This is a genomic window from Zongyangia hominis (assembly GCF_014385095.1).
Classification (GTDB): Bacteria; Bacillota; Clostridia; order Oscillospirales; family Ruminococcaceae; genus Zongyangia; species Zongyangia hominis.
The window spans coordinates 85,979-104,342 of record NZ_JACRTC010000002.1 but is presented as its reverse complement, the minus strand read 5'-3'; the positions used below and the strand labels follow the sequence as shown (position 1 = coordinate 104,342).

General features: G+C 54.8%; 27 protein-coding genes. All 27 read right to left on the bottom strand.

What is annotated here, in order from left to right:
* Positions 1–3: 3 nt before the first annotated feature.
* Positions 4–168, bottom strand: coding sequence for a hypothetical protein (locus tag H8709_RS03985; protein WP_262397081.1), 165 nt, complete (start codon positions 166–168; stop codon positions 4–6).
* Positions 165–539 carry a hypothetical protein gene (locus H8709_RS03980; protein ID WP_262397080.1) on the bottom strand — a complete coding sequence of 125 codons (375 nt, stop codon included), beginning with the start codon at positions 537–539 and terminating at the stop codon, positions 165–167. The genes H8709_RS03985 and H8709_RS03980 overlap by 4 nt, the downstream gene beginning before the upstream one ends.
* Positions 540–541: 2 nt before the next feature.
* Positions 542–1,120, bottom strand: a complete 579-nt coding sequence (locus H8709_RS03975) for a major tail protein (protein ID WP_262397079.1) — start codon at positions 1,118–1,120, stop codon at positions 542–544.
* Between the two features lie 5 nt (positions 1,121–1,125).
* On the bottom strand, positions 1,126–1,443 hold the full coding sequence (locus H8709_RS03970; protein ID WP_262397078.1) for a hypothetical protein: 318 nt from the start codon (positions 1,441–1,443) through the stop codon (positions 1,126–1,128).
* Positions 1,436–1,822 carry an HK97 gp10 family phage protein gene (locus tag H8709_RS03965; protein ID WP_262397077.1) on the bottom strand — a complete coding sequence of 129 codons (387 nt, stop codon included), beginning with the start codon at positions 1,820–1,822 and terminating at the stop codon, positions 1,436–1,438. Before H8709_RS03965 ends, H8709_RS03970 begins: the two co-directional genes overlap by 8 nt.
* Position 1,823: 1 nt before the next feature.
* Entirely contained in the window at positions 1,824–2,156 is a 333-nt protein-coding gene (locus tag H8709_RS03960) for a phage head closure protein (RefSeq protein WP_262397076.1), read from the bottom strand.
* Positions 2,156–2,410, bottom strand: a complete 255-nt coding sequence (locus H8709_RS03955) for a head-tail connector protein (protein ID WP_392391652.1) — start codon at positions 2,408–2,410, stop codon at positions 2,156–2,158. The genes H8709_RS03960 and H8709_RS03955 overlap by 1 nt, the downstream gene beginning before the upstream one ends.
* A gap of 91 nt (positions 2,411–2,501) precedes the next feature.
* Positions 2,502–3,674, bottom strand: coding sequence for a phage major capsid protein (locus H8709_RS03950; protein ID WP_262397074.1), 1,173 nt, complete (start codon positions 3,672–3,674; stop codon positions 2,502–2,504).
* 14 nt (positions 3,675–3,688) lie between these two features.
* The gene (locus H8709_RS03945; RefSeq protein ID WP_262397073.1) at positions 3,689–4,417 is read right to left on the bottom strand and encodes a head maturation protease, ClpP-related; all 729 of its coding nucleotides are present in this window, start codon (positions 4,415–4,417) and stop codon (positions 3,689–3,691) included.
* Positions 4,314–5,660: a phage portal protein gene (locus H8709_RS03940; protein ID WP_262397072.1), complete on the bottom strand. Its 1,347-nt coding sequence runs from the start codon at positions 5,658–5,660 to the stop codon at positions 4,314–4,316. Before H8709_RS03940 ends, H8709_RS03945 begins: the two co-directional genes overlap by 104 nt.
* Positions 5,661–5,675: 15 nt before the next feature.
* Complete coding sequence (locus H8709_RS03935; RefSeq protein ID WP_262397071.1) at positions 5,676–7,277, bottom strand: terminase large subunit; 1,602 nt, start codon at positions 7,275–7,277, stop codon at positions 5,676–5,678.
* A gap of 142 nt (positions 7,278–7,419) precedes the next feature.
* Positions 7,420–7,737: an Nmad4 family putative nucleotide modification protein gene (locus H8709_RS03930; protein WP_262397070.1), complete on the bottom strand. Its 318-nt coding sequence runs from the start codon at positions 7,735–7,737 to the stop codon at positions 7,420–7,422.
* Between the two features lie 184 nt (positions 7,738–7,921).
* Positions 7,922–8,284, bottom strand: coding sequence for a DUF7698 family protein (locus H8709_RS03925; RefSeq protein ID WP_262397069.1), 363 nt, complete (start codon positions 8,282–8,284; stop codon positions 7,922–7,924).
* A gap of 127 nt (positions 8,285–8,411) precedes the next feature.
* On the bottom strand, positions 8,412–8,684 hold the full coding sequence (locus H8709_RS03920; protein WP_262397068.1) for a DUF6809 family protein: 273 nt from the start codon (positions 8,682–8,684) through the stop codon (positions 8,412–8,414).
* Positions 8,677–8,910, bottom strand: coding sequence for a DUF4314 domain-containing protein (locus H8709_RS03915; protein WP_262397067.1), 234 nt, complete (start codon positions 8,908–8,910; stop codon positions 8,677–8,679). Before H8709_RS03915 ends, H8709_RS03920 begins: the two co-directional genes overlap by 8 nt.
* A complete protein-coding gene (locus H8709_RS03910) occupies positions 8,894–9,574 on the bottom strand; it encodes a virulence protein (RefSeq protein WP_262397066.1) in 681 nt (226 codons plus the stop codon). Before H8709_RS03910 ends, H8709_RS03915 begins: the two co-directional genes overlap by 17 nt.
* Positions 9,575–9,692: 118 nt before the next feature.
* Complete coding sequence (locus tag H8709_RS03905; protein WP_262397065.1) at positions 9,693–10,934, bottom strand: site-specific DNA-methyltransferase; 1,242 nt, start codon at positions 10,932–10,934, stop codon at positions 9,693–9,695.
* Positions 10,931–11,713: an S-adenosylmethionine synthetase N-terminal domain-containing protein gene (locus tag H8709_RS03900; protein ID WP_262397064.1), complete on the bottom strand. Its 783-nt coding sequence runs from the start codon at positions 11,711–11,713 to the stop codon at positions 10,931–10,933. The genes H8709_RS03905 and H8709_RS03900 overlap by 4 nt, the downstream gene beginning before the upstream one ends.
* Positions 11,714–12,259 (bottom strand): P27 family phage terminase small subunit, encoded by a 546-nt coding sequence (locus H8709_RS03895; RefSeq protein WP_262397063.1) that lies wholly within the window; start codon positions 12,257–12,259, stop codon positions 11,714–11,716.
* Between the two features lie 120 nt (positions 12,260–12,379).
* The gene (locus H8709_RS03890; protein ID WP_262397062.1) at positions 12,380–12,739 is read right to left on the bottom strand and encodes an HNH endonuclease; all 360 of its coding nucleotides are present in this window, start codon (positions 12,737–12,739) and stop codon (positions 12,380–12,382) included.
* Positions 12,740–12,854: 115 nt separating this feature from the next.
* Complete coding sequence (locus H8709_RS03885) at positions 12,855–13,283, bottom strand: hypothetical protein (RefSeq protein WP_262397061.1); 429 nt, start codon at positions 13,281–13,283, stop codon at positions 12,855–12,857.
* Positions 13,280–13,510 carry a hypothetical protein gene (locus tag H8709_RS03880; protein WP_262397060.1) on the bottom strand — a complete coding sequence of 77 codons (231 nt, stop codon included), beginning with the start codon at positions 13,508–13,510 and terminating at the stop codon, positions 13,280–13,282. The genes H8709_RS03885 and H8709_RS03880 overlap by 4 nt, the downstream gene beginning before the upstream one ends.
* A gap of 68 nt (positions 13,511–13,578) precedes the next feature.
* Positions 13,579–14,943: a DEAD/DEAH box helicase gene (locus tag H8709_RS03875; protein ID WP_262397059.1), complete on the bottom strand. Its 1,365-nt coding sequence runs from the start codon at positions 14,941–14,943 to the stop codon at positions 13,579–13,581.
* Positions 14,924–15,205: a VRR-NUC domain-containing protein gene (locus H8709_RS03870; protein ID WP_262397058.1), complete on the bottom strand. Its 282-nt coding sequence runs from the start codon at positions 15,203–15,205 to the stop codon at positions 14,924–14,926. The genes H8709_RS03875 and H8709_RS03870 overlap by 20 nt, the downstream gene beginning before the upstream one ends.
* Before the next feature lie 141 nt (positions 15,206–15,346).
* Positions 15,347–17,614: a phage/plasmid primase, P4 family gene (locus H8709_RS03865; RefSeq protein ID WP_262397057.1), complete on the bottom strand. Its 2,268-nt coding sequence runs from the start codon at positions 17,612–17,614 to the stop codon at positions 15,347–15,349.
* The gene (locus H8709_RS03860; RefSeq protein WP_262397056.1) at positions 17,614–17,937 is read right to left on the bottom strand and encodes a hypothetical protein; all 324 of its coding nucleotides are present in this window, start codon (positions 17,935–17,937) and stop codon (positions 17,614–17,616) included. Before H8709_RS03860 ends, H8709_RS03865 begins: the two co-directional genes overlap by 1 nt.
* Positions 17,921–18,358, bottom strand: coding sequence for a DUF7768 domain-containing protein (locus H8709_RS03855; protein ID WP_262397055.1), 438 nt, complete (start codon positions 18,356–18,358; stop codon positions 17,921–17,923). The genes H8709_RS03860 and H8709_RS03855 overlap by 17 nt, the downstream gene beginning before the upstream one ends.
* Between the last annotated feature and the right edge of the window lie 6 nt (positions 18,359–18,364).

Sequence of the window (18,364 nt, the reverse complement as noted above, 5' to 3'; positions counted from 1 at the left end):
TCCTTAGAACCGATCAAAATCCTCCTGCGATGCCACCTTGTCATAGGCCACGCCATCGTTGCCTTTCTCCGTCCACATATCCATCACAAGGCCTATGGTGAGGAGGTCAAGGTCAGCGATGGAGATGCCGATCTCGGTGCACCGCAGGAGGAACAGGGCCGTGGTCATTTCACGGCTGCTGCGCTGGAGTTTTTTTTAGAAGCCACATCGGTCACCAGATTGGAACCCCACAGTTCCAGAATTTCCGGCAGCACTTCATAGATGGAGAACATTTCAAACTGGTCGAGCCAGTCATCAATGTTGTCCGGGATGGAGTGGTCGGCATGGTAGGCCATGATGTAGGCCACATTCTCGAAGATCTCCAGATCCTCGATGGCAAAGGAGCCGTCCTCATTTTTCTTCTTGCTGTAGGAAGCCTCCAGCCTGGACAGATCCTTAAAAATATCCCGCTTGAACTTGATGCGGTACAAACGGGGGATGGTGGCGGAGGAGCGGAACTTGACCTCTTTATCGCCAATCTTCACGGTTTTCTCCAGCATAATCAGGCCACCTCCTCATCGGGGACATAGACTTCCTTGTACCAGTTGTCATAGGCAGTCTTGTCCGTGGTATCGCCGGTGCGGCTCTTGACCAGGCCATCGCTGCGGGGATCGGCGGTTAGGGACAGGGTTTCCGTACCCGGCTCGATGGTGTCCTCCTTGGTCTTGGACTCGATGGAAGGACGGGATGCGCTACAGTTGTACAGCACATGACGAATGGCCTTCACATCGCCGTCAAACTCAAACAGGAGCGCAAACTTCTCCGTCTCGGTGACGTCGGACTTTTCCACCAGCACGCCCTTCGAGTCCAGCTTTTCCCGCAGGATTTCGGTGCGAAACCACTCCGGGATGAGGGCCATCTCCAGATCGCCGCTGTAGCCGTTGTTGGAACTGGTGCGGAAATACACGATGCCGTCCGCATAGAAGGGAGAGGAATCACCCTCCGCATCCAGACTCAGGCTGACAGCGCCGGGAATAGCCTTTGGGGGATCATAGGTAAAGGTGGTCACACCGTCCACGACCGTTTCGGTCAGCTTGGCGGCATGAACATTCTTCAGATTGTATTTGACTTTATTGCTCATCGCGGTCAAACCTCCATTTCAAAGTAGTACAGGACTTCATAGAGCCGTTCGCTCTCTATCCAGGTTTCAGTTTTCTCATAAAAAATGCAGTGCCGATCCAGCACAGCCTCCAGCTGCTGTTCCACCGACAAGTCCTTGCAATCGGTGTACAGTTCGATATGAACTTCGGAGATTTTATAGTAGACTGCTCCGTCAGCGGCGAAGTTGTCGCTGCCCGGGAGCAGATAACAGACAAACGGCGGCTCCGGGGACTCGCCCTCCGCGAAATGGTCATAGGCAAAGGGCAGCCCGGATTCCGTCAGTATTTGTACCAGCTTATCCATGCCGCAGGCTCCTTTCGATGTCTTTCTCCAGCTGGTCGATGCCAGCCTGTTCTGCCGGGGCGATGTGGCTCCGGCCCGGGACCCTGCCACCGCCGCGCTTGGCATGACCGTGCTCCAGCAGATGCGCCAGCTGATAGCGGTTGCGGGAATACACGGTCACCTCAAGAGAGTGGGCGGTCTCCCGGGTGTTCTTGGTAGACCAGCTTTTCGCATAGGCTCCAGTCTCCCTGGGCGCGGTGGCCTTGATCTGATCCTTCACCAGCTTGCTGGAACTTTTCACTGCGTCCTTCATCTCATCACAGGCCACATCGGCATACTCGTTCAGTTCCTTCATGACGGTTTCGGAGAGCGAATCAATGGAAATCTTCGTATTTGCCATATCATCGTCTCACTTTCCGGCAGTGTAGCTTGATACCCTTGCGCTTGAAATTCATGTGATCGACTGAAAGAATGTCGTAAAGTTCATCCTGGAACTGAACCCGGTAGCTTGTGGAGGTAATCGCGGCGGACTGCCTGCACCAGCGGATGGTAAAATCAATGGTGGAATCGTCCACCTCCATCCCGGCATCGGTCATTTCCTTGCCGCCCTCGGCACTGACCGTGGCATAGCAGGTGTAGTAGGGCTCCCACTCGTTTTTGTGATTGCCGATAGAATCCACCGTCACCGTGTTTTTACTGAGGTAGATGCGGACATTCAGCAGTTCAATCTTCATCAGAAGGCCTCCTTCCGGGAACCGAAGAGCAGAGAACGGAGGGTCAGGGTCAGGGCGTGATGGTCGGCTTCCTCCCGATGTTCGTAGAAATAGGCTACCGTGTACATGACCGCCACCCTGCCGTTCTCTACCTGGGTCAGAACATCGGTACTGTCCGCCCGGAGAATATCCGCACACAGCTTTTCGGCTCCTGTGATAAGGGCGGTGATGATGGCATCGTCATCTTCGAAGTCCACCCGGAGATACTGTTTCATTTCATCAAGGGACACAATCATATCTCGTCACCACCTCGGTCATAAAAGATTGGCGGTACCACCCGTGAGAGCGGCACCGCCGTAATCAGGGTCATTCGGTCTTCAGCTTCAGAATCTGCACCGCCTCGGGCAGGATCAGCTTGCCGTCCACACGTTCCTTGGCCACATAGCCGATCATGCCGTTTCCGGCGAACAGTTCGGTCAGCTGCTTGAAGGAACGGGTGCCACGGTCTCCGATGTTGTAGTAGCTATAGTCGCCAAAGGCGATGGCGTTCTCCGGCACATACTCGGAGGTATGAACGCTGTAGCCCAGAATGCGGTCAGGCTCACCCGCCTGATAGGACGGCTGCCAGATGTAGGCTCCGTTGTTGTCCTTAAACTTGCGGATCTGCGCCACGGTCTTGTCGTTCATAATGAAAGACGCATTCTTGCGGTAGGGGCGCTTGAGTTCATAGATGAGGCCCAGCACATCGTCCGCCTTCAGTGCGGCAGAAAGCGTACCGGCTACATGACCGCCGCCGACTTCTGCGAACAGGCCCAGGGGCTGACCAACGCCGGTGCCGTTGAGGAAGGCATCCTCCTCGGCATTGGCCAGCGCCTTGCCAAACTGCTCGATGATGTAGCTTTCCAGATTGAAAGCGCTGTCATAGAGCAGCTCCTCAGTCACCTTGATGGCAACGTGCAGCTTGTGGGCATCCAGCAGGATCTGGGCAAAGGTGGCATCAGAGAACTGGAGCGCACCGCCTTCCTCGATCCATGCGGCGGCAGGCTTGGTGGCCGCGATATTGATCTTGTGCTCACCGGAAGTGGTGATCACGTGGCCCAGGCGGCGCATGATGTTCTCCTCAGACAGGGTCTGAATCAGGCGGCGGTCATACTCCTCGGGCACGAGGTAGCCGCCATCGGCATCCACGCCTTCCTGCAGAACGTTGCTGACCTGACGGAAGTTGGTGCGCAGGGCGGTCAGCATTCCCTTGCGGTATTCGTCAGACGCACGCCCGGTCTTGACCTCCGGCTGCTTTCCGGTGGTAGGTTTGGAAGTGAGGGGTGCATTCACGGGCTTGCTGAGTTCCGCATCCAGCGCCTCCTGCCGTTCCAGACGAGCGATTTCCTTGCCGAGATTGGCGATGTCCTGCTCCATGCGGGTATAAGTGGCATCGTCCTCGGCGGTCAGGGTACCCTTCTCGGTACGATGGGAATCCAGAAATGCCTTGGCGGCATTCCATGCGGTGTTGCGCTTTTCGCGCAGTTCCTGAATCGTCATAATCAATATCCTCCTTAATGTTTCATCAGATTGAGCCGCTCCATGAGATCATCCACGGAGCGTTCCGGTTGGGTGGGCTTCTTTTCGATGCGGCACTTTGCTGCCAGTTTGTCCATCAGGTGGTTGGTCACCGCCGCCCGGGAAAACAGCATCGGCCCGGTGACGTGATTCTCCGCGCCAGCGTCTGCCGGACGGGTCATAATCTCATCGGCAAAGCCCAGGTCGACCGCCGTGTGGGCGTCCATCCAGGTTTCCGCATCCATCAGGTGGGACAGCTTGGCGCGGCTCATGCCAGTCTTGATCTCATAGGCGTTGATGATGGATTCCTTCACCTCGTCCAGCATGGCGATGGCTTTCTGCATTTCTGCGGCATCGCCCATAGCCATGGTGGCGGGATTGTGGATCATCATCATCGACACAGGAGACACCAGCACCCTGGTGCCAGCCATGGCAATGACGGATGCGGCAGAGGCAGCGATGCCGTCAATCTTAACGGTCACGCTGCCTCTGTAATCCATGAGCATATTGTAGATTTGAGCCGCAGCCACACAGTCGCCGCCGGGGCTGTTGATCCAGACTGTGATATCGCCGCTCCCGGCATTCAGTTCCTCCCGGAACAGCTGGGGCGTGATATCATCGTCAAACCAGCTTTCCTCGGCGATGGTGCCGTTCAGCGTGAGAATCCGCTGCTCCGGTTCCGTCTCCGTTGGAGTCAGATTCGTCCAGTTCCAAAACTTCTTCATTTTCGGTTTCCTCCTTTCCCGCGAAGATACCCGCGTCCTGCAGCTTGGTCATGTTTCCGTTGATGAGATATAGGTCACCGCCGAGTTCGGCAGGGATGCGGTCCAGGTTTTCCAGTTCCCGGATGTCGTTGGCAGACATCCAGCCGTTCTGTCTGGCGGTGGCGTAGCCGTTCATCCGGCTCTCATAGTCGCCGCGCAGCAGACCGTCCACGTTGAACTTCACGAAATACGATTCCTTTTCTTTCTCCGAAAGCAGTGCCCGGTTGATGGCCTGCTCCCAGCGCACGATCCACGGCTCCAGCGTGTATTTCACAAATTCCAGCGACTGCTGCTCAATATTGGAAAAGCTCGATTTCTCCAGATCACCGACCATGTGGGGCGGGACCCGGAAAATCCGAGCGATTTCGTCAATCTGAAATTTTCTGGTTTCGAGGAACTGCGCCTGTTCCGGGGAGATGGAGATGGGCGTGTATTTCATGCCTTCTTCCAGCACAGCCACCTTATTGGCATTGCCGCTGCCCCCGAAGGCCGCGTTCCAGCTGTCACGGACACGGGCGGGGTCTTTGACTGTCCCCGGATGCTCCAGAATGCCGCCGGGAGTCGCGCCGTTGGCGAAAAACTTGGCTCCGTACTCCTCACAGGCAATTGCCATACCGATGGCATTCTTCGCCATGGCAATGGGGCTGTATCCCACCAGACCGTCAAAGCCCAGGCCCGGGATGTGCAGCACATCGGAGGGCTTCAGAATCACCGTGCCGTCCTTCATGGTCGGCGTATCGGAATCCTGCACCTGATACTGGTAGTAGAGGTGGCCCATATCGTCCCGGTCAACGGTCATGCGGTTGGGCATCAGCGGGTACAACGCAACGACCTCGCCTTTCCCGTTTCGGATAATCTGGGAGTAGGAGTTGCCCCACAGCAGCAGATGGGACATGGCGGTTTCCCGAAACACAAAGCTGGTCATCTCCGGGTTCGGCTCGTCATGGAGAATGCGGTACAGCGGATGCTTCAGCGCCTTTTCCTTACTTCCGCCCTCCCGGTACTGATACAGGTGTACAGGCAGACCGGCGATGGCTTCGGACAGAATGCGGACGCAGGCGTAGACCGCCGTCATCTGCATGGCGGAGCGTTCATTCACTGGCTTGCCCGAGGTGGACTGCCCGAGGAAGAATCGGTAACCGCTGCCGTTGGTGCTGTTAGTGGGCTTATCCCGGGAATGGAATAGTCCGGATAAAATGCCCATAGGAAATCACTCCCTTCATATAAAAAGGATGCCCCGATCATCGTAGACGGAAGCACCCGTATCATTGCCACAGCGGATCGCGCGATCCAGAGCCATAATGGTGGCTACCGCGCCGTCGATCTTCTCCGTGGATTTTTCCTTGTCCGGCTTGATGTTGCCAGCCGGGTCGGTGCGGATGAAGATGTTGTCCATCATCCAGCGCAGCACCGGGTGACCACCGTGGGCGATCTTCTCCTCCAGCACCAGCTTCATCAGTTCCTTGGTGGGAGGTGACATATCCTTGAAGCCCTGCCCGAATGGAACCACCGTGAAGCCCATACCCTCCAGATTCTGAACCATCTGCACAGCACCCCAGCGGTCAAAGGCAATCTCCCGGATGTTGAAGCGTTCGCCCAGCCGCTCAATGAATTTCTCAATGTAGCCGTAGTGAACCACATTGCCCTCGGTGGTCTGCAGCGTTCCCTGGCGCTCCCAGACATCATAAGGCACATGGTCGCGCCGAACGCGGAGATCGAGATTGTCTTCTGGTATCCAGAAGTACGGAAGCACCATATATTTACCGTCCTCATCCTGGGGCGGGAACACCAGTACGAATGCCGTGATATCCGTGGTGGAGGACAAGTCCAGACCGCCGTAGCAGACCCGGCCTTCCAGATCATCCTCGTTGACCGGGAACGCGCACTTGTCCCACTTGTCCATGGGCATCCAGCGGACGGCCTGTTTGACCCACTGGTTCAGACGCAGCTGACGAAAGGCGTTTTCCTCACCGGGATTCTGTTTTGCCGATTCGCAGGCATCCTGTACCTTGTCGATGCCGACTGTGATGCCCAGGGAGGGGTTGGCCTTTTTCCAAACCTCCGGGTCTGTCCAGTCGTCACCCTCATCCGCGCCGTAAATCACCGGATAGAAGGTATGATCGGTTTTGCGGCCTTCCAGAATGTCCTTGGCTTTCTGATGAACTTCATAGCAGATGGAGTTCGTATCGTTCCCGGCGGTGGTAATGAGGAAATACAGCGGCTGCATCCGGGCATCGCCGGAGCCTTTGGTCATGACATCGTACAGCTTGCGGTTGGGTTGGGTGTGGAGTTCGTCAAATACCACGCCATGGGTGTTGAAGCCGTGCTTGTTGCCCACATCAGCGGACAGCACCTGATAGATGCTCCCGGTGGGCTGGTAGATGATGCGCTTCTGGGAGTCGAGGATCTTGACCCGTTTGGAAAGTGCCGGGCACATCCGAACCATATCCGCTGCTACATTGAACACGATGGATGCCTGCTGCCGGTCGGCGGCACAGCCATAGACTTCAGCGCGTTCCTCACCGTCACCGCAGGTCAGCAGAAGCGCGACGGCGGCAGCCAGTTCGGACTTGCCCTGCTTCTTGGGAATCTCAATGTATGCGGTATTGAACTGCCGATAGCCGTTGGGCTTCAGCGTTCCGAAGATGTCCCGGATAATCTGCTCCTGCCAGTCGATCAGTTCAAAGGGCTTTCTGGCCCAGGTGCCTTTGGTGTGGCACAGGCTTTCGATGAACATTACGGCGTAGTCCGCAGCCGCTTTATCGTAATGGGACCCCTCTGCCATGAAAGGGGTCGGCTTGTATTTCTTCAGCTTGCGCATGGGGTCACCTCCTGAAAATGGGTATAAAAAATAGTCGTCACCGACAGCGGTGCGACTTGCAAAAACATATAAATATATGAAATCCGTATACGAGGAACAGAGCCTCTCGGCTCCATTCCCGGAACTTTCTGTTTCGGCCTGCTTATGCGTTCATCGCCCAGGCGATGGCGTGACCGCCGTCTTCGAAAAGTTCTGCGCTCATGGCGATGAGGTTCAGGCGGCATTCGATGTAACCGAAGCCGGTTTCCTCCGGTGTTTCAATGAACTCGTAAACCCCGGCGATGAAGCCCTTCCAGGCTGCGTCGGTGACCAGAACCTTGTCACCCATCTTGAGAACCGCGCCTTCACCTGCGGAAACCTGCATGGAAAGGTTCTCCATCGTGGTAGTGTTGGGCAAGCGGTAGCAGGCTGCCTTATTCTCGGTGTATGTTTCGGTTCTCTTGATGCCTTCGTTTTTCATGGTGTTTTCCTCCGTTTTTCGTTTGTTTTCCCTTTCGGTGTATACATATTCGCTCTACTTGGCCTATATAGCAAGTAGAATCTGAGCCATAATGTACACAAAGATACAGGGCGTATCCTGTGGGAAATACAGCGATATACGAGCAAAAGAGCCGTCCGGCTCCCTTGCTGTGCTGGGGGAAAAGTTAATCCTGAACCATGCGGATGGCGGGGATTCTGGCGCGCTGATTGGTCTGCCAGTCGGTGTAGGTGGCGTTGACCTCGGTGATGCCCGCCATCTTGAAGCCGTGCTTCTCGAAAGCCGCCAGGGTGGGGATCAGTCCGGAGAAGGTGCTGCTGATGGTGAACTCGGTGATGCCGTTCTCCCGGAAAGTCTCGGCAATGGGGTCGATGTCCTCGTCCCAAATGACCTCGGAGAAGTCGATGAGGTCGTTTCCGGCGTCCTCGCTGCGGCGATAAGCCCAGAAGGCGGTGGCGTTGATGCCCTCGGCGCGGATGTCCTTGACCTGGTTAGCAATGGCGTTTTCAAATGCTGTAATCTTTTTCATGGTGTTTTCCTCCGTGTTTTGTGTGTTTTTCCCTTTCGGTGTACACATATTCGCTCTGAATCCGCATAATAGCAAGTCAATTTGAAGCCATATATGTACCAAACTATCCGCTGGAAAACTGTGTAGATTACGGCTTTTTATACACCGCCATCATGATCTGCGCCCCCAGCCGGAATCCGGTCTTGAAGCTGTCGCAGGAAAGCAGCGTTTCCATGCTGGCACGGGAGGAAAGGTACTGGTCGAGCAGCGATTTTGCTTCATCATCCAGCAGTTCATCCAGGGCATCGCTGAGCCTGCTCATTTTCTGATTGAGAAGTTGAAACTCCTCCATGTTGCTGGGGCGGTTTTCCCAGGGGTCGATCTTTCCGAAGAACAGATCTTCCAGAACATCATCAGGCATCTGTGTCACCAACCTTTCGGCAAATATCCGCCCCATATGCTACGCTCAGGCCGGAGCCATTGTCCCAGGCAACCATGATGCTGCCGATGTCATCGACGCCTCTGACCGTACCTTTCGTGCCGACGGGAGGAGCCTGCGGGTCATCCATCTGAACCAGTTCCACCCGGGTACCCACCGGATACCGGTTGCGAAGCAATTCTACCGTAGCCTTACTCGGAAACCGCATCAGTTGCCACCTCCTTCCTGGAGCCGGACTTGAATGCGCTGGAGCCGGTCAGATTGCGGAGCAGGATTTTTCGCTGGCTTTTGTACTCGTTTCCGATGAAGCCAAGCCGGAGGAGGAAGCAGCGGAAAGCGTATTTTTCGTTGTCCACTTCCTTCTCGGAGGCATTAACCCGTTTCTGCGTAACACTCATCTCGCAGAGTGCGCAGATAAAATGGGAGTAGGCTTCGCATTCTTCCGGCTCCGGCAGCGTGGAAAACCAAGGGAAAGAAACCTTGTCCTCGCTGATTTCGATGGGAAGTTCGGCCACACCCAGAGCCTTGCGGATAAGACCGCCCTTGGCTTCCAGCAGGCGGGTCAGGTTGCCGCAGTTCACCTTGTCCAACGGAACAGAAATGGTAAGCCCCATAGGTTCTTCCGGTTCAGCCATGTTGGTCTCGGCAGCGGTGAATCCCTGCTGGGCAAGCTGGTCCAGAAGAGTTTCTACATCCTCGCTGTCGATCCGGTCATCGAACTCCAGGGCTCCGTCCTTGGTCACCGTAAAGTTACCGATTTTATATGCGCAGGTCGGCATAAACTGGTAGACAGCCTTTTCACCGGTAATGGACGATATGGCACTTACAAGAGCCTTGCGTTCTGCGCCGGTTTTGTTGAATTCAATTTGCATAATGCGTACCTCCTTTGATTTGGTACTACATATATCACTCTGAACGCACAGATTATCAAGTAATTTCGGAGGTATAAATCTGACAAAGATGTTCCCTCAGAGCAGTGTAAATTACCAATTACGTCATGGAGGACTCTGCGGCAACTTCATCATATCGATAGGTCAGCCCATCCCGCTGGACAGATACACCATCCGCGCTGCCGACCTGCTCGATATACCGCTTCACAATAACATCGCAGAACTTTTCATCCAGTTCGATGGTGCGGCAGATGCGGTCGGTCTGTTCACAGGCAATCAGCGTGCTGCCGGAACCGCCGAAGGGGTCCAGTACCATGGCATTGCTCATGCTGGAGTTCATAATGGGATAAGCCAGAAGCGGGATGGGCTTCATGGTCGGATGATCGCCGTTCTTCTTGGGCTTGTCGAACTCCCAGATGGTGGACTCTTTGCGTCCGGTGTACCACTGGTGCTTGCCTTTCTTTTTCCATCCGTACAGCACCGGCTCATGCTGCCACTGATACGGGGAGCGGCCCAGAACCAGGGACTGCTTTTTCCAGATACAGCAGCCGGACAAATAAAAACCCGCATCGCCAAACGCCCTGCGGAAATTCAGTCCCTCGGTGTCCGCATGGAACACATAGATGCTGCCGTCATCCGCCAGCACGCTTTCCATGCAGGTGAAGGCATCCAGAAGGAACTGATAGAACTTTTCGGATGCCATATTGTCGTTTTTGATCTTCCCGGCAGAACCCTCATAGTTCACATTGTACGGAGGGTCGGTGATGATGAGGTTCGCTTTGGTATCACCCATCAGGTGGGCATAGGTTTCAGGCTGCGTGCTGTCCCCGCAGACCAGGCGGTGGCGGCCCAGTGTCCACACATCGCCCGGTTTGGTGATGGTGGGCTTCTGAAGTTCCGCGTCCACATCGAAATCATCCTCTTTAACGCCGTCCTTCAGCGTATCCTTGAAAAGTGCATCAATCTCGGCAGGCTCAAAACCAGTGAGGGAAACATCAAAATCCGCGCCCTGCAGATCAGCAATCAGCAATGCCAGCTTGTCCTTGTCCCAGTCACCGGAGATTTTGTTGAGAGCAATGTTGAGGGCCTTTTCTTTTTCCTCATCCAGTTCCACCACAACGCATTCCACTTCCGTGATGCCCATGTCAATGAGCACCTTGAGCCGCTGGTGACCGCCGACCACACGCCCAGTGGTCTTGTTCCAGATTACCGGCTCCACATAGCCGAACTGTTCAATGGAGCGTTTCAGCTTTTCGTATTCCACATCACCCGGCTTGAGATCCTTGCGGGGATTGTAATCTGCCGGGAGTAGGTCTTTTACATTTTTCTTCTCAATGTTCATACCAGACCCCACTCGGCGAACTTCTCAAACCCGCCAATCTGGCAGATGAAGTCTCTTGCCGTTTCCACGATTTCAGAATATGGAATGCCTCCCACGGTATCATCCCCGATGGCGCAGCAGAGTTCCACGGGGTTCCCGGTTTTCTGGGCCAGCAGCCATGCGTAGATGTTGACGGACACATCGGCCTTGCTGAGATCTTTACCATGCAGACCGCCGCCGGTCACGGAGTCGGCCATGTCACTGCCCAGCTTGCGGTTGGTGACTCCGGTGTCCACATTGGTACCGCCGGTCCAGTCTCCCAGGGGATTGATCTCCGCACCGGGATACCAGCATTCCAACTCATCTGCGTCCGCATTGCTCTGGCAGATGATCAGGCGGATACCGTCCAGAATGTACTTGCCGTCGGACTCATACTCGCCGTAGATGATGTGGGCAATGTGGGAGAGGGTTTTCTGCTCCTCGGTTACGGGCATTCCCTTGAAGATGCCGTTGTCGCCGCAGCGGATGCCATCTGCCTGATTCTCAGAAAGATGATTGTCCTGCGGCACTTCTACATAATCCACCTCATGCCATCCGGCAATGCGGTAGACCGCAGCCACCACAACATCCGTGGGAATATGCACGGAGGTTTCCGCAATGATATGGCACTTGCCGTGGCCGAGCAGAACTTCCGCAGCGATTCTTGGGTCATGCTCTTTGGTGTAGGCGTAATCCACCAGGGCACCGGCAATGCGGTCGGCCAGCTTGTCTGGATGGGAAGGGTTCACTTTCTCAAACATTCACATCGTTCCTTTCCTTGCGCGAAGCAATCGTTCCATGACATCGTCCTGGGGATTGGCTCCGTTGTATTCGCCGGTACAGTTCTCCCGTACGATCTGATAGATTTCCGACCACAGGCGGTTGGCCTGGGTCATGTATTTATCCGCAATGGCCACATAGGGCGACTGGATGGCGGCACCCGTGGTGGGGTGCTTTGCCAGAAAGCCCAGTTCGCTGGTGATAGACTCACACTGAATCCACCGGGCGCTGGCCATGGCGTATCGCTCGATGAGCTGCGGATTGACCAGAGCCACACAGCCCCGATCCTTCAGCCAGTTCCACACATTTTCATAGATTTCTGCGGCACAGAGGGTGGAGCCGTCTTTCTGCCGGGCGGACAGGAATTCGGACGGCTTCGGCATTTCCTGACCCTCAAGGTCAGCCGCGCTGTCACCAAAATCGATAACAGTCAGCGGTCGTCTGCCGGGATTGCCGTCCGTGATCTTATCCGCGATGGCCTTTTTCGGCCTGCCTCCGGTGCCTGGTTTGGGTCCTCGCTGGCCCATTCTGTACACCTTCTTTCCGTCAGGGGGCTATTCCCCCGAAAACTTATGCGATTTTGTACGCGTGACCCCACGCCCGTTCCCAGGGCCTTGCCGCCTGGAGATTTTGACCGCCCCTGGGGGTCAGCGGTTGTGCCATCGGTCACCGTGCTGAGCGTGGATTCTGGCATGGCAGGGCTTACAGAGGGCAATCAGATTCTCCCGTGCGTGAGTGCCGCCTTCCGACAGCGGTTTGATATGGTGGATCTCCTCGGTTTTCACATACCGTCCTTCCTTCAGACACAGTTCACACAGCGGATGGGCGGCGGCATAACTGTCGCGGATGCGTTTCCAGGCACGACCATACCGACGCTTGGTTTCTGGGTTGCGGTCATATTTTTCATACCGCTGGGCTTCCAGTTTGGCGTGTTCCTCACAGAATCTTCCGTCTGTCAATTTGGGGCAGCCAGGAAAGGAGCAGGGGCGCTTTGGTTTTCTCGGCATCTGTTCACCTCCATCCGGGCATGAGAAAAGCCCCACGGGATTGCTCCCATGAGGCTCTCTGCATTTTCTTCGCATTATAATGATATCATAAAGGGAATGTGCATTATAGTGGCTTTTAGTGGCTTCTTTCGTTGCCGTCAAGAATCTGCTGCACAGCATCCAGGGCCTTGTCATGCAGCCGGAAGATCCAGCGGCGGTTGTGGTAGAGATTCATGGTGATTTCCTCCCATGTCGCACCGCACAGATACCGCTGTTCCAGCAGGATGCGCAGTTCCACATCTTCGACCTTGCTGATCACATCCACGATATCCTTTTTGATCTGAACCAGTCGGTCCATATCCGATGCGATCTCGTTCTGCAGGTCGATGATCTTACAGACGGCGTCTGCCATCCGGGAAGTGCCGCGATTGGGATTGTGGGGCATTCCGGTCATGGTTGCCGTACAGCTGGTGGCGAGTTCATTCAGGGACTGTATCTGCTCGGATTTGCTTTTTATCCGCTGATCCAACAGATAAGCCTGGTTCAGAAAGTCCTTCGCGGTCATGCTGCCACCTCCTGTCGCACCATACGGCGAACCCCTGTCATAAGGACTTCGCCGTCAAGGTTGGTCAGCATCCCGTACCAGCCGGAACGGAAAAACCGCTCCAATGATGCGACCTCGTTTGCGTAATCCTTGTTATTGGGAAAACGGAAGTGTTGTTTGAGGGCTTTCTTGTAGTCTTTTACTGCCAGTTCTACGATGGCGTTGGCTAATGCCTGATAAGGTTCCATATTCGTACCTCCGATATTTTGTGATCCTCGGATTGGCACGGATTGTCTTAGGTTGTCGATAGATTGTCTCAGATTTTCAAATCGGCCTTGACCGCATCAATCAGCGCGGACTGGGTGCGCTCCTTGCTTCGCAGTGCCTTCATGATCCGCTCGTCAATGGTGCCTTTGGTGATGATGTGCTGCACCACCACGGTTTTGGAGGTCTGGCCTTGCCGCCAGAGACGGGCTACGGTCTGTTGGTAGAGTTCCAGACTCCAGGTCAGGCCGAACCACACCAGCGTTGAGCCGCCGGACTGGAGATTCAAACCATGACCCGCCGATGCCGGGTGGATCAACGCCACCGGAATCTCACCGTTGTTCCATCTGCGAATGCTGTCGGAAGTGTCCAGCTTGGAAAACGGGATATGGCACTTTTTCAGCCGTTCCGAAATGCGGTCATAATCATGCTTGAACCAGTAGGCCACCAGAACCGGATTGCCGTTAGCCGCTTCGATGATATCTTCCAAAGCGTCCAGCTTGCGGTCATGGATGTTGTGGACATCACCGGCATCATCGTATATGGCACCGTTGGCAAGCTGGCTCAGTTTTCCGGAGAGGGATGCGGCGTTGGCAGCAGTGATTTCTCCACCCGGGATGGTCAGAACCAGTTCACGCTTCAGATCCTCATAGTCTTCCTGTTCGGAATCGGACAGACGCACGATATATTCGCTGCTGACCAGTTCCGGCATCTGCAGGTGGTCGGTGGACTTCATGGAAATTGTGATATCGGAAATCTGCCTGTAAATGGCATCCTCCGCATACGGCAATGGTTTGTAGGAGTAAATGATCTGACCGTTCCGTTTGTCCGGCATAAAGTAGTCGGTGCGGTACTTGGTGATAAACCGCCCCAGCCGCTGGCCCATGTCCAGTATGCGGAACTCTGCCCACAGATCCATCAGGCCGTTGGAGGCGGGAGTGCCGGTCAGGCCAACAATGCGGCTGACCTTGGGTCTGACTTTCAGCAGGGACTTGAACCGCTTTGTGTTGTGGTTCTTGAAGGAGGACAGCTCGTCAATCACGATCATGTCGAAGGTGAAGGGAATGCCGCTTTCCTCAACGAGCCACTGGACATTTTCCCGGTTGATGATGTAAATGTCAGCCTGCCGCATAAGCGCCGCTTTGCGTTCTGTCTCAGTGCCGACAGCCACGGAGCAGATGAGGCTCTGAAGGTGATCCCACTTATCCACTTCAGCCGTCCATGTGTCCCGTGCCACACGCAGGGGTGCAATCACCAGCACCCGGTGAACCTCGAAGCTGTCAAACAGCAGGTCAAAAATGGCGGTCAGCGTAATGCTCGTTTTGCCAAGGCCCATGTCCAAAAGGACTGCTGCGATGGGGTGGGTTTCGATGTAGTCAATGGCATAAGCCTGGTAGTCATGAGGCTTGTATCTCATCCAGGATACCTCCAATCTGTTCTTCGTTGTCCAGGACATAGACCTTGAAGCCGAGGCGGGTCAGTAATTTGTGCCTTGCGATTTGGAGCGGGCGGGGCTTTTTGCCGGGAGCCTTGACCTCCACAAAGGCAAAATGGCAACCCGGCAGCAGCACGATTCGGTCGGGCATCCCATCATATCCGGGAGACACGAATTTCGGACAGATGCCGCCGCGCTTTTTTACCATCAGGGATAATTTTTGCTCGATTGCTTTTTCTCTCATAATGTGTTCTCCATCTTGATTTCCGGCAAAGTGCAAGGTGTATCAATGTCTTTTCCTAAACTTTTCCTTATGGTTTTTTCTGAAATTTTCCCTTAAGAAAACTTTTATATATGACCTTGATACACCTTGTCATTGCCGCGCTTAGTTCAGAAAATCCTCGTCCTCGGACTTCAGGCTCAGGCCCTTAAAATAGCGCTTACGGCTTACCACCAAACGCTCGAAGCCTGCGTTCTCCAGCGCCAGATAGAAGTCAGCGGTGTTGCGCACATACTCGTTGCAGTCCAGACAGTAGTTGCGATATGCCTGATACAGCGCACTGGAGCTCTCCTTCAAGCCATCGCCCACATCGCATTTCTCGGCCAGGAAATTGCCAAACCAGTCATTCTGGCTGCGGTAATCATCAATGGCTTTCTGTACGATAGCGGGAACAGGAAATTTGTAGTCCAGGTCAATGACCTTTTTGGCACCCTCGATGATCCAGGCGAGAATGCTTTCGGCGGCATTCTGATACAGGTAGTCACCGTAATTTTTGATGTCGCTCTTGCCCTCAATCTTGGCATTGAACGGGATCACGATCAGGCGACGCCAGGTGCCATCGTCAGAGGCACTGACCCTGGGGAGGTGATTGGTGTACAGCACCAGGCTGTGGCTGGGAGAGAAGCTGAACGGGTCCTTGTATTTCTTTTCGGCAAAGATATCATCGGTGGAACAAAGCTGTTTGACGGTAGAGTCATTCAGACGCGCACCTTCCTGCATCTCTGCTGCGATGAGCAGACGCTTTCCCTTGACCTCGGCCATCTCTGGCTTCACATTGCGGCGGCATCCGAAGGTCAGCGTGTCGGCAGAGATGTTGCCGCTGTAAAGACCCATGACGCGGGAGATGGAGTTCCAGAAGGTGGACTTGCCGTTGCGGCCACAGCCATAGGCAATGATGAGGGCCTCGACCTGTACCTTACCGATTGCAGCAAGGCCGCAGATCAGCTGCACATAGTCGATGAGTTCCTGATCGCCGCAGAAGATGGTGTCCAGGCAGTCCAGCCAGATCTGTTTGCCACGGTCACCGGGAGAGACTGTGGTGGTCTTGGTGATGAAATCCTCTGGGGAATGCTCCCTTGCTCCGGCCATACCCAGGCGCAGATCATAGGTGGCGTCCGGGGTGCAGAGCAGGAAGGGGTTCGCATCCAAATCCTGTGGCGTGATTTCCAGCATCGGACGGGACTCCTTCAGCGTGGCGGTGATGTTTTTGGATGCGCGCCGCTGAATGACATAGGACTGATATGCTTTCGCCGCAAGGAATGCCTTGTATGCTTCCAGCTGTTCATCGTTCATCATGCTTTCGGCCTTAGCTTTGCTGGTGTTTTCCAGGATTTCCTGTGCGCCGCAAGCCTTAAGTGCGGCGAGGGCCGAGAGCATATCGTTGGATGCCTCCCTCATCTGACGGCGGGTCAGTTCATGGGCAACGGCCTGTGCGCCGGGTTCAGTTTCTTGCCAGTACCGACCGTTGTAGCGGATGTAGTGAGTTGCCGGAGAATAACGCAGTTCCCCGGAGAAGTGCTTTGCCAGCACCTCGGCCTGTCCTACATCGGAAAAATCGTCCGGCTTGTAGGAGGTATCATCGTTGTACAGTTCGGGAGGGACGTATCCGTCCTGCTGTTGAACCTTGGCATAGAACTTCTGTGCGGAGTGCCAAATGGTCATCAGTTCCTGCTGTTCCAGCGGAGGAGTGCATTTGTCCGCTTCTTCCATAAAGCAGTTGAAGGCTTCTTCGCAGTCACCATATTTCTTGATAACGCGACCGGCAAAGCGGGACATAGTGGCGTTACGGCTTCCTTCGGGAATAACCTGCGTGCCACCGTGGGAACCGCCGGGCAGATCCGCATCGAAATCGTCAGCGGAAAGATATTCGCTCAAGGTCATCTCGCCGGGGTACATTTCCACCTCTGGGGTAGCTGTGCCGAAGAAGAACCGGGCGGCATCCAGCGCCTTGGTATCGAAGTATGGGAAAATGGTATTGACCAGCTTCTTCATTTCGCTGTAAGCGGCAGCGTCCGTCATGTACTCGATGGGAAACAGCACATGGAACTTAGGCCGGGCGGGTTTTCCATTCTTTTCACGCATATGGAACCGGCTGTAATGCACCGCAAAACTGATGCCGGGAAATGCGGCCTGGACATCTGCCGGGGTGACCCAATCGGCAGGGTTCTCGGAGTGGTCATTGTCACAGTCCACGGGCAGGCAATCGGAGCCGAGGAAATTATCACCGTTGCGGTAGCTGTTCATATACTCGGCGCAGACATAGTCGTGGCTGACCGCCGCAGCGAGAGTGGTCTCATCCGTTACGATGATCTTGTGGGGATAGGAGCAGTTGCCGGGAGAATTGATATAATCCGCACTGTACAGCGTGAACATCAGTCATACACCTCCTTGGCCCCATCTTCCAGGGCTTTCGTAATAAACTTGAGTGCCGTAATCATGGTTTCCAATTCGCAGTCGCCGCCGAGATGCAGTTCAAAGCCATCCCCGCCGTCATGCCCCAGTGCGTTCACTTGAATGGCGGTGCCGCCCATATTCTCAATGCGGATATAAGCGCGGCTGCCGTGTCCTGCATCGCCACCCTGGAACCCGTTTGTACCGGCCTCCACTTCCAGAAGGTTGGCACTGACGACGTCTCTGGTGTAGGTGGTGATTTCCGTTCCGAAAACCTTTCTGGTTCCTTCAGTTATTGCAAACATTGTGTACCTCCTTAAAATCTTCAGAAAAATAACGCAGTCTGTAATTCTTCCACTTGGCGCGCTTGATCTCCGCAGCCATGCCTTCTGAGATATGCTCTCCAAATACCCACACCTCGCTGCACTTGCTCATGAGGGCATTCCCGAAGAACAGCCCAAGCTGGCGCTCTTTCGGATTGGTATCATTCAGAAACTGCGGAAACAGCAGGTGGGGTGCGATGGGAATATATCCGGCATCCACGGCGAAGCGGCTGTACTTTCGAGCATTTTCGACATTGGCAGGAACATCTCCGGCATAGGGTGAGCAGATGTACACGATGGGACGGAATGCACGGAGCGCCTTCTCTTCTTTTTCTACCGCTGACATTGCCTCGAAGGCAGTGGGGTCATAATACCCCTCGCTGTTGAATTTGTTTATACTCATGGGATT

What these genes read in the sequence shown, in the direction of transcription:
- H8709_RS03940 (WP_262397072.1), bottom strand. Translation starts at nt 5,660, where the DNA reads ATGGGCATTTTATCCGGACTATTCCATTCCCGGGATAAGCCCACTAAC.
- H8709_RS03890 (WP_262397062.1), bottom strand. Translation starts at nt 12,739, where the DNA reads ATGCCGAGAAAACCAAAGCGCCCCTGCTCCTTTCCTGGCTGCCCCAAA.
- H8709_RS03930 (WP_262397070.1), bottom strand. Translation starts at nt 7,737, where the DNA reads ATGAAAAACGAAGGCATCAAGAGAACCGAAACATACACCGAGAATAAG.
- H8709_RS03945 (WP_262397073.1), bottom strand. Translation starts at nt 4,417, where the DNA reads ATGAAGAAGTTTTGGAACTGGACGAATCTGACTCCAACGGAGACGGAA.
- H8709_RS03955 (WP_392391652.1), bottom strand. Translation starts at nt 2,410, where the DNA reads ATGAAACAGTATCTCCGGGTGGACTTCGAAGATGACGATGCCATCATC.
- H8709_RS03900 (WP_262397064.1), bottom strand. Translation starts at nt 11,713, where the DNA reads ATGTTTGAGAAAGTGAACCCTTCCCATCCAGACAAGCTGGCCGACCGC.
- H8709_RS03895 (WP_262397063.1), bottom strand. Translation starts at nt 12,259, where the DNA reads ATGGGCCAGCGAGGACCCAAACCAGGCACCGGAGGCAGGCCGAAAAAG.
- H8709_RS03965 (WP_262397077.1), bottom strand. Translation starts at nt 1,822, where the DNA reads ATGGCAAATACGAAGATTTCCATTGATTCGCTCTCCGAAACCGTCATG.
- H8709_RS03950 (WP_262397074.1), bottom strand. Translation starts at nt 3,674, where the DNA reads ATGACGATTCAGGAACTGCGCGAAAAGCGCAACACCGCATGGAATGCC.
- H8709_RS03865 (WP_262397057.1), bottom strand. Translation starts at nt 17,614, where the DNA reads ATGTTCACGCTGTACAGTGCGGATTATATCAATTCTCCCGGCAACTGC.
- H8709_RS03905 (WP_262397065.1), bottom strand. Translation starts at nt 10,934, where the DNA reads ATGAACATTGAGAAGAAAAATGTAAAAGACCTACTCCCGGCAGATTAC.
- H8709_RS03935 (WP_262397071.1), bottom strand. Translation starts at nt 7,277, where the DNA reads ATGCGCAAGCTGAAGAAATACAAGCCGACCCCTTTCATGGCAGAGGGG.
- H8709_RS03885 (WP_262397061.1), bottom strand. Translation starts at nt 13,283, where the DNA reads ATGACCGCGAAGGACTTTCTGAACCAGGCTTATCTGTTGGATCAGCGG.
- H8709_RS03855 (WP_262397055.1), bottom strand. Translation starts at nt 18,358, where the DNA reads ATGAGTATAAACAAATTCAACAGCGAGGGGTATTATGACCCCACTGCC.
- H8709_RS03925 (WP_262397069.1), bottom strand. Translation starts at nt 8,284, where the DNA reads ATGAAAAAGATTACAGCATTTGAAAACGCCATTGCTAACCAGGTCAAG.
- H8709_RS03915 (WP_262397067.1), bottom strand. Translation starts at nt 8,910, where the DNA reads ATGCGGTTTCCGAGTAAGGCTACGGTAGAATTGCTTCGCAACCGGTAT.
- H8709_RS03975 (WP_262397079.1), bottom strand. Translation starts at nt 1,120, where the DNA reads ATGAGCAATAAAGTCAAATACAATCTGAAGAATGTTCATGCCGCCAAG.
- H8709_RS03985 (WP_262397081.1), bottom strand. Translation starts at nt 168, where the DNA reads ATGACCACGGCCCTGTTCCTCCTGCGGTGCACCGAGATCGGCATCTCC.
- H8709_RS03970 (WP_262397078.1), bottom strand. Translation starts at nt 1,443, where the DNA reads ATGGATAAGCTGGTACAAATACTGACGGAATCCGGGCTGCCCTTTGCC.
- H8709_RS03860 (WP_262397056.1), bottom strand. Translation starts at nt 17,937, where the DNA reads ATGTTTGCAATAACTGAAGGAACCAGAAAGGTTTTCGGAACGGAAATC.
- H8709_RS03910 (WP_262397066.1), bottom strand. Translation starts at nt 9,574, where the DNA reads ATGCAAATTGAATTCAACAAAACCGGCGCAGAACGCAAGGCTCTTGTA.
- H8709_RS03870 (WP_262397058.1), bottom strand. Translation starts at nt 15,205, where the DNA reads ATGAGAGAAAAAGCAATCGAGCAAAAATTATCCCTGATGGTAAAAAAG.
- H8709_RS03960 (WP_262397076.1), bottom strand. Translation starts at nt 2,156, where the DNA reads ATGAAGATTGAACTGCTGAATGTCCGCATCTACCTCAGTAAAAACACG.
- H8709_RS03875 (WP_262397059.1), bottom strand. Translation starts at nt 14,943, where the DNA reads ATGAGATACAAGCCTCATGACTACCAGGCTTATGCCATTGACTACATC.
- H8709_RS03980 (WP_262397080.1), bottom strand. Translation starts at nt 539, where the DNA reads ATGCTGGAGAAAACCGTGAAGATTGGCGATAAAGAGGTCAAGTTCCGC.
- H8709_RS03920 (WP_262397068.1), bottom strand. Translation starts at nt 8,684, where the DNA reads ATGCCTGATGATGTTCTGGAAGATCTGTTCTTCGGAAAGATCGACCCC.
- H8709_RS03880 (WP_262397060.1), bottom strand. Translation starts at nt 13,510, where the DNA reads ATGGAACCTTATCAGGCATTAGCCAACGCCATCGTAGAACTGGCAGTA.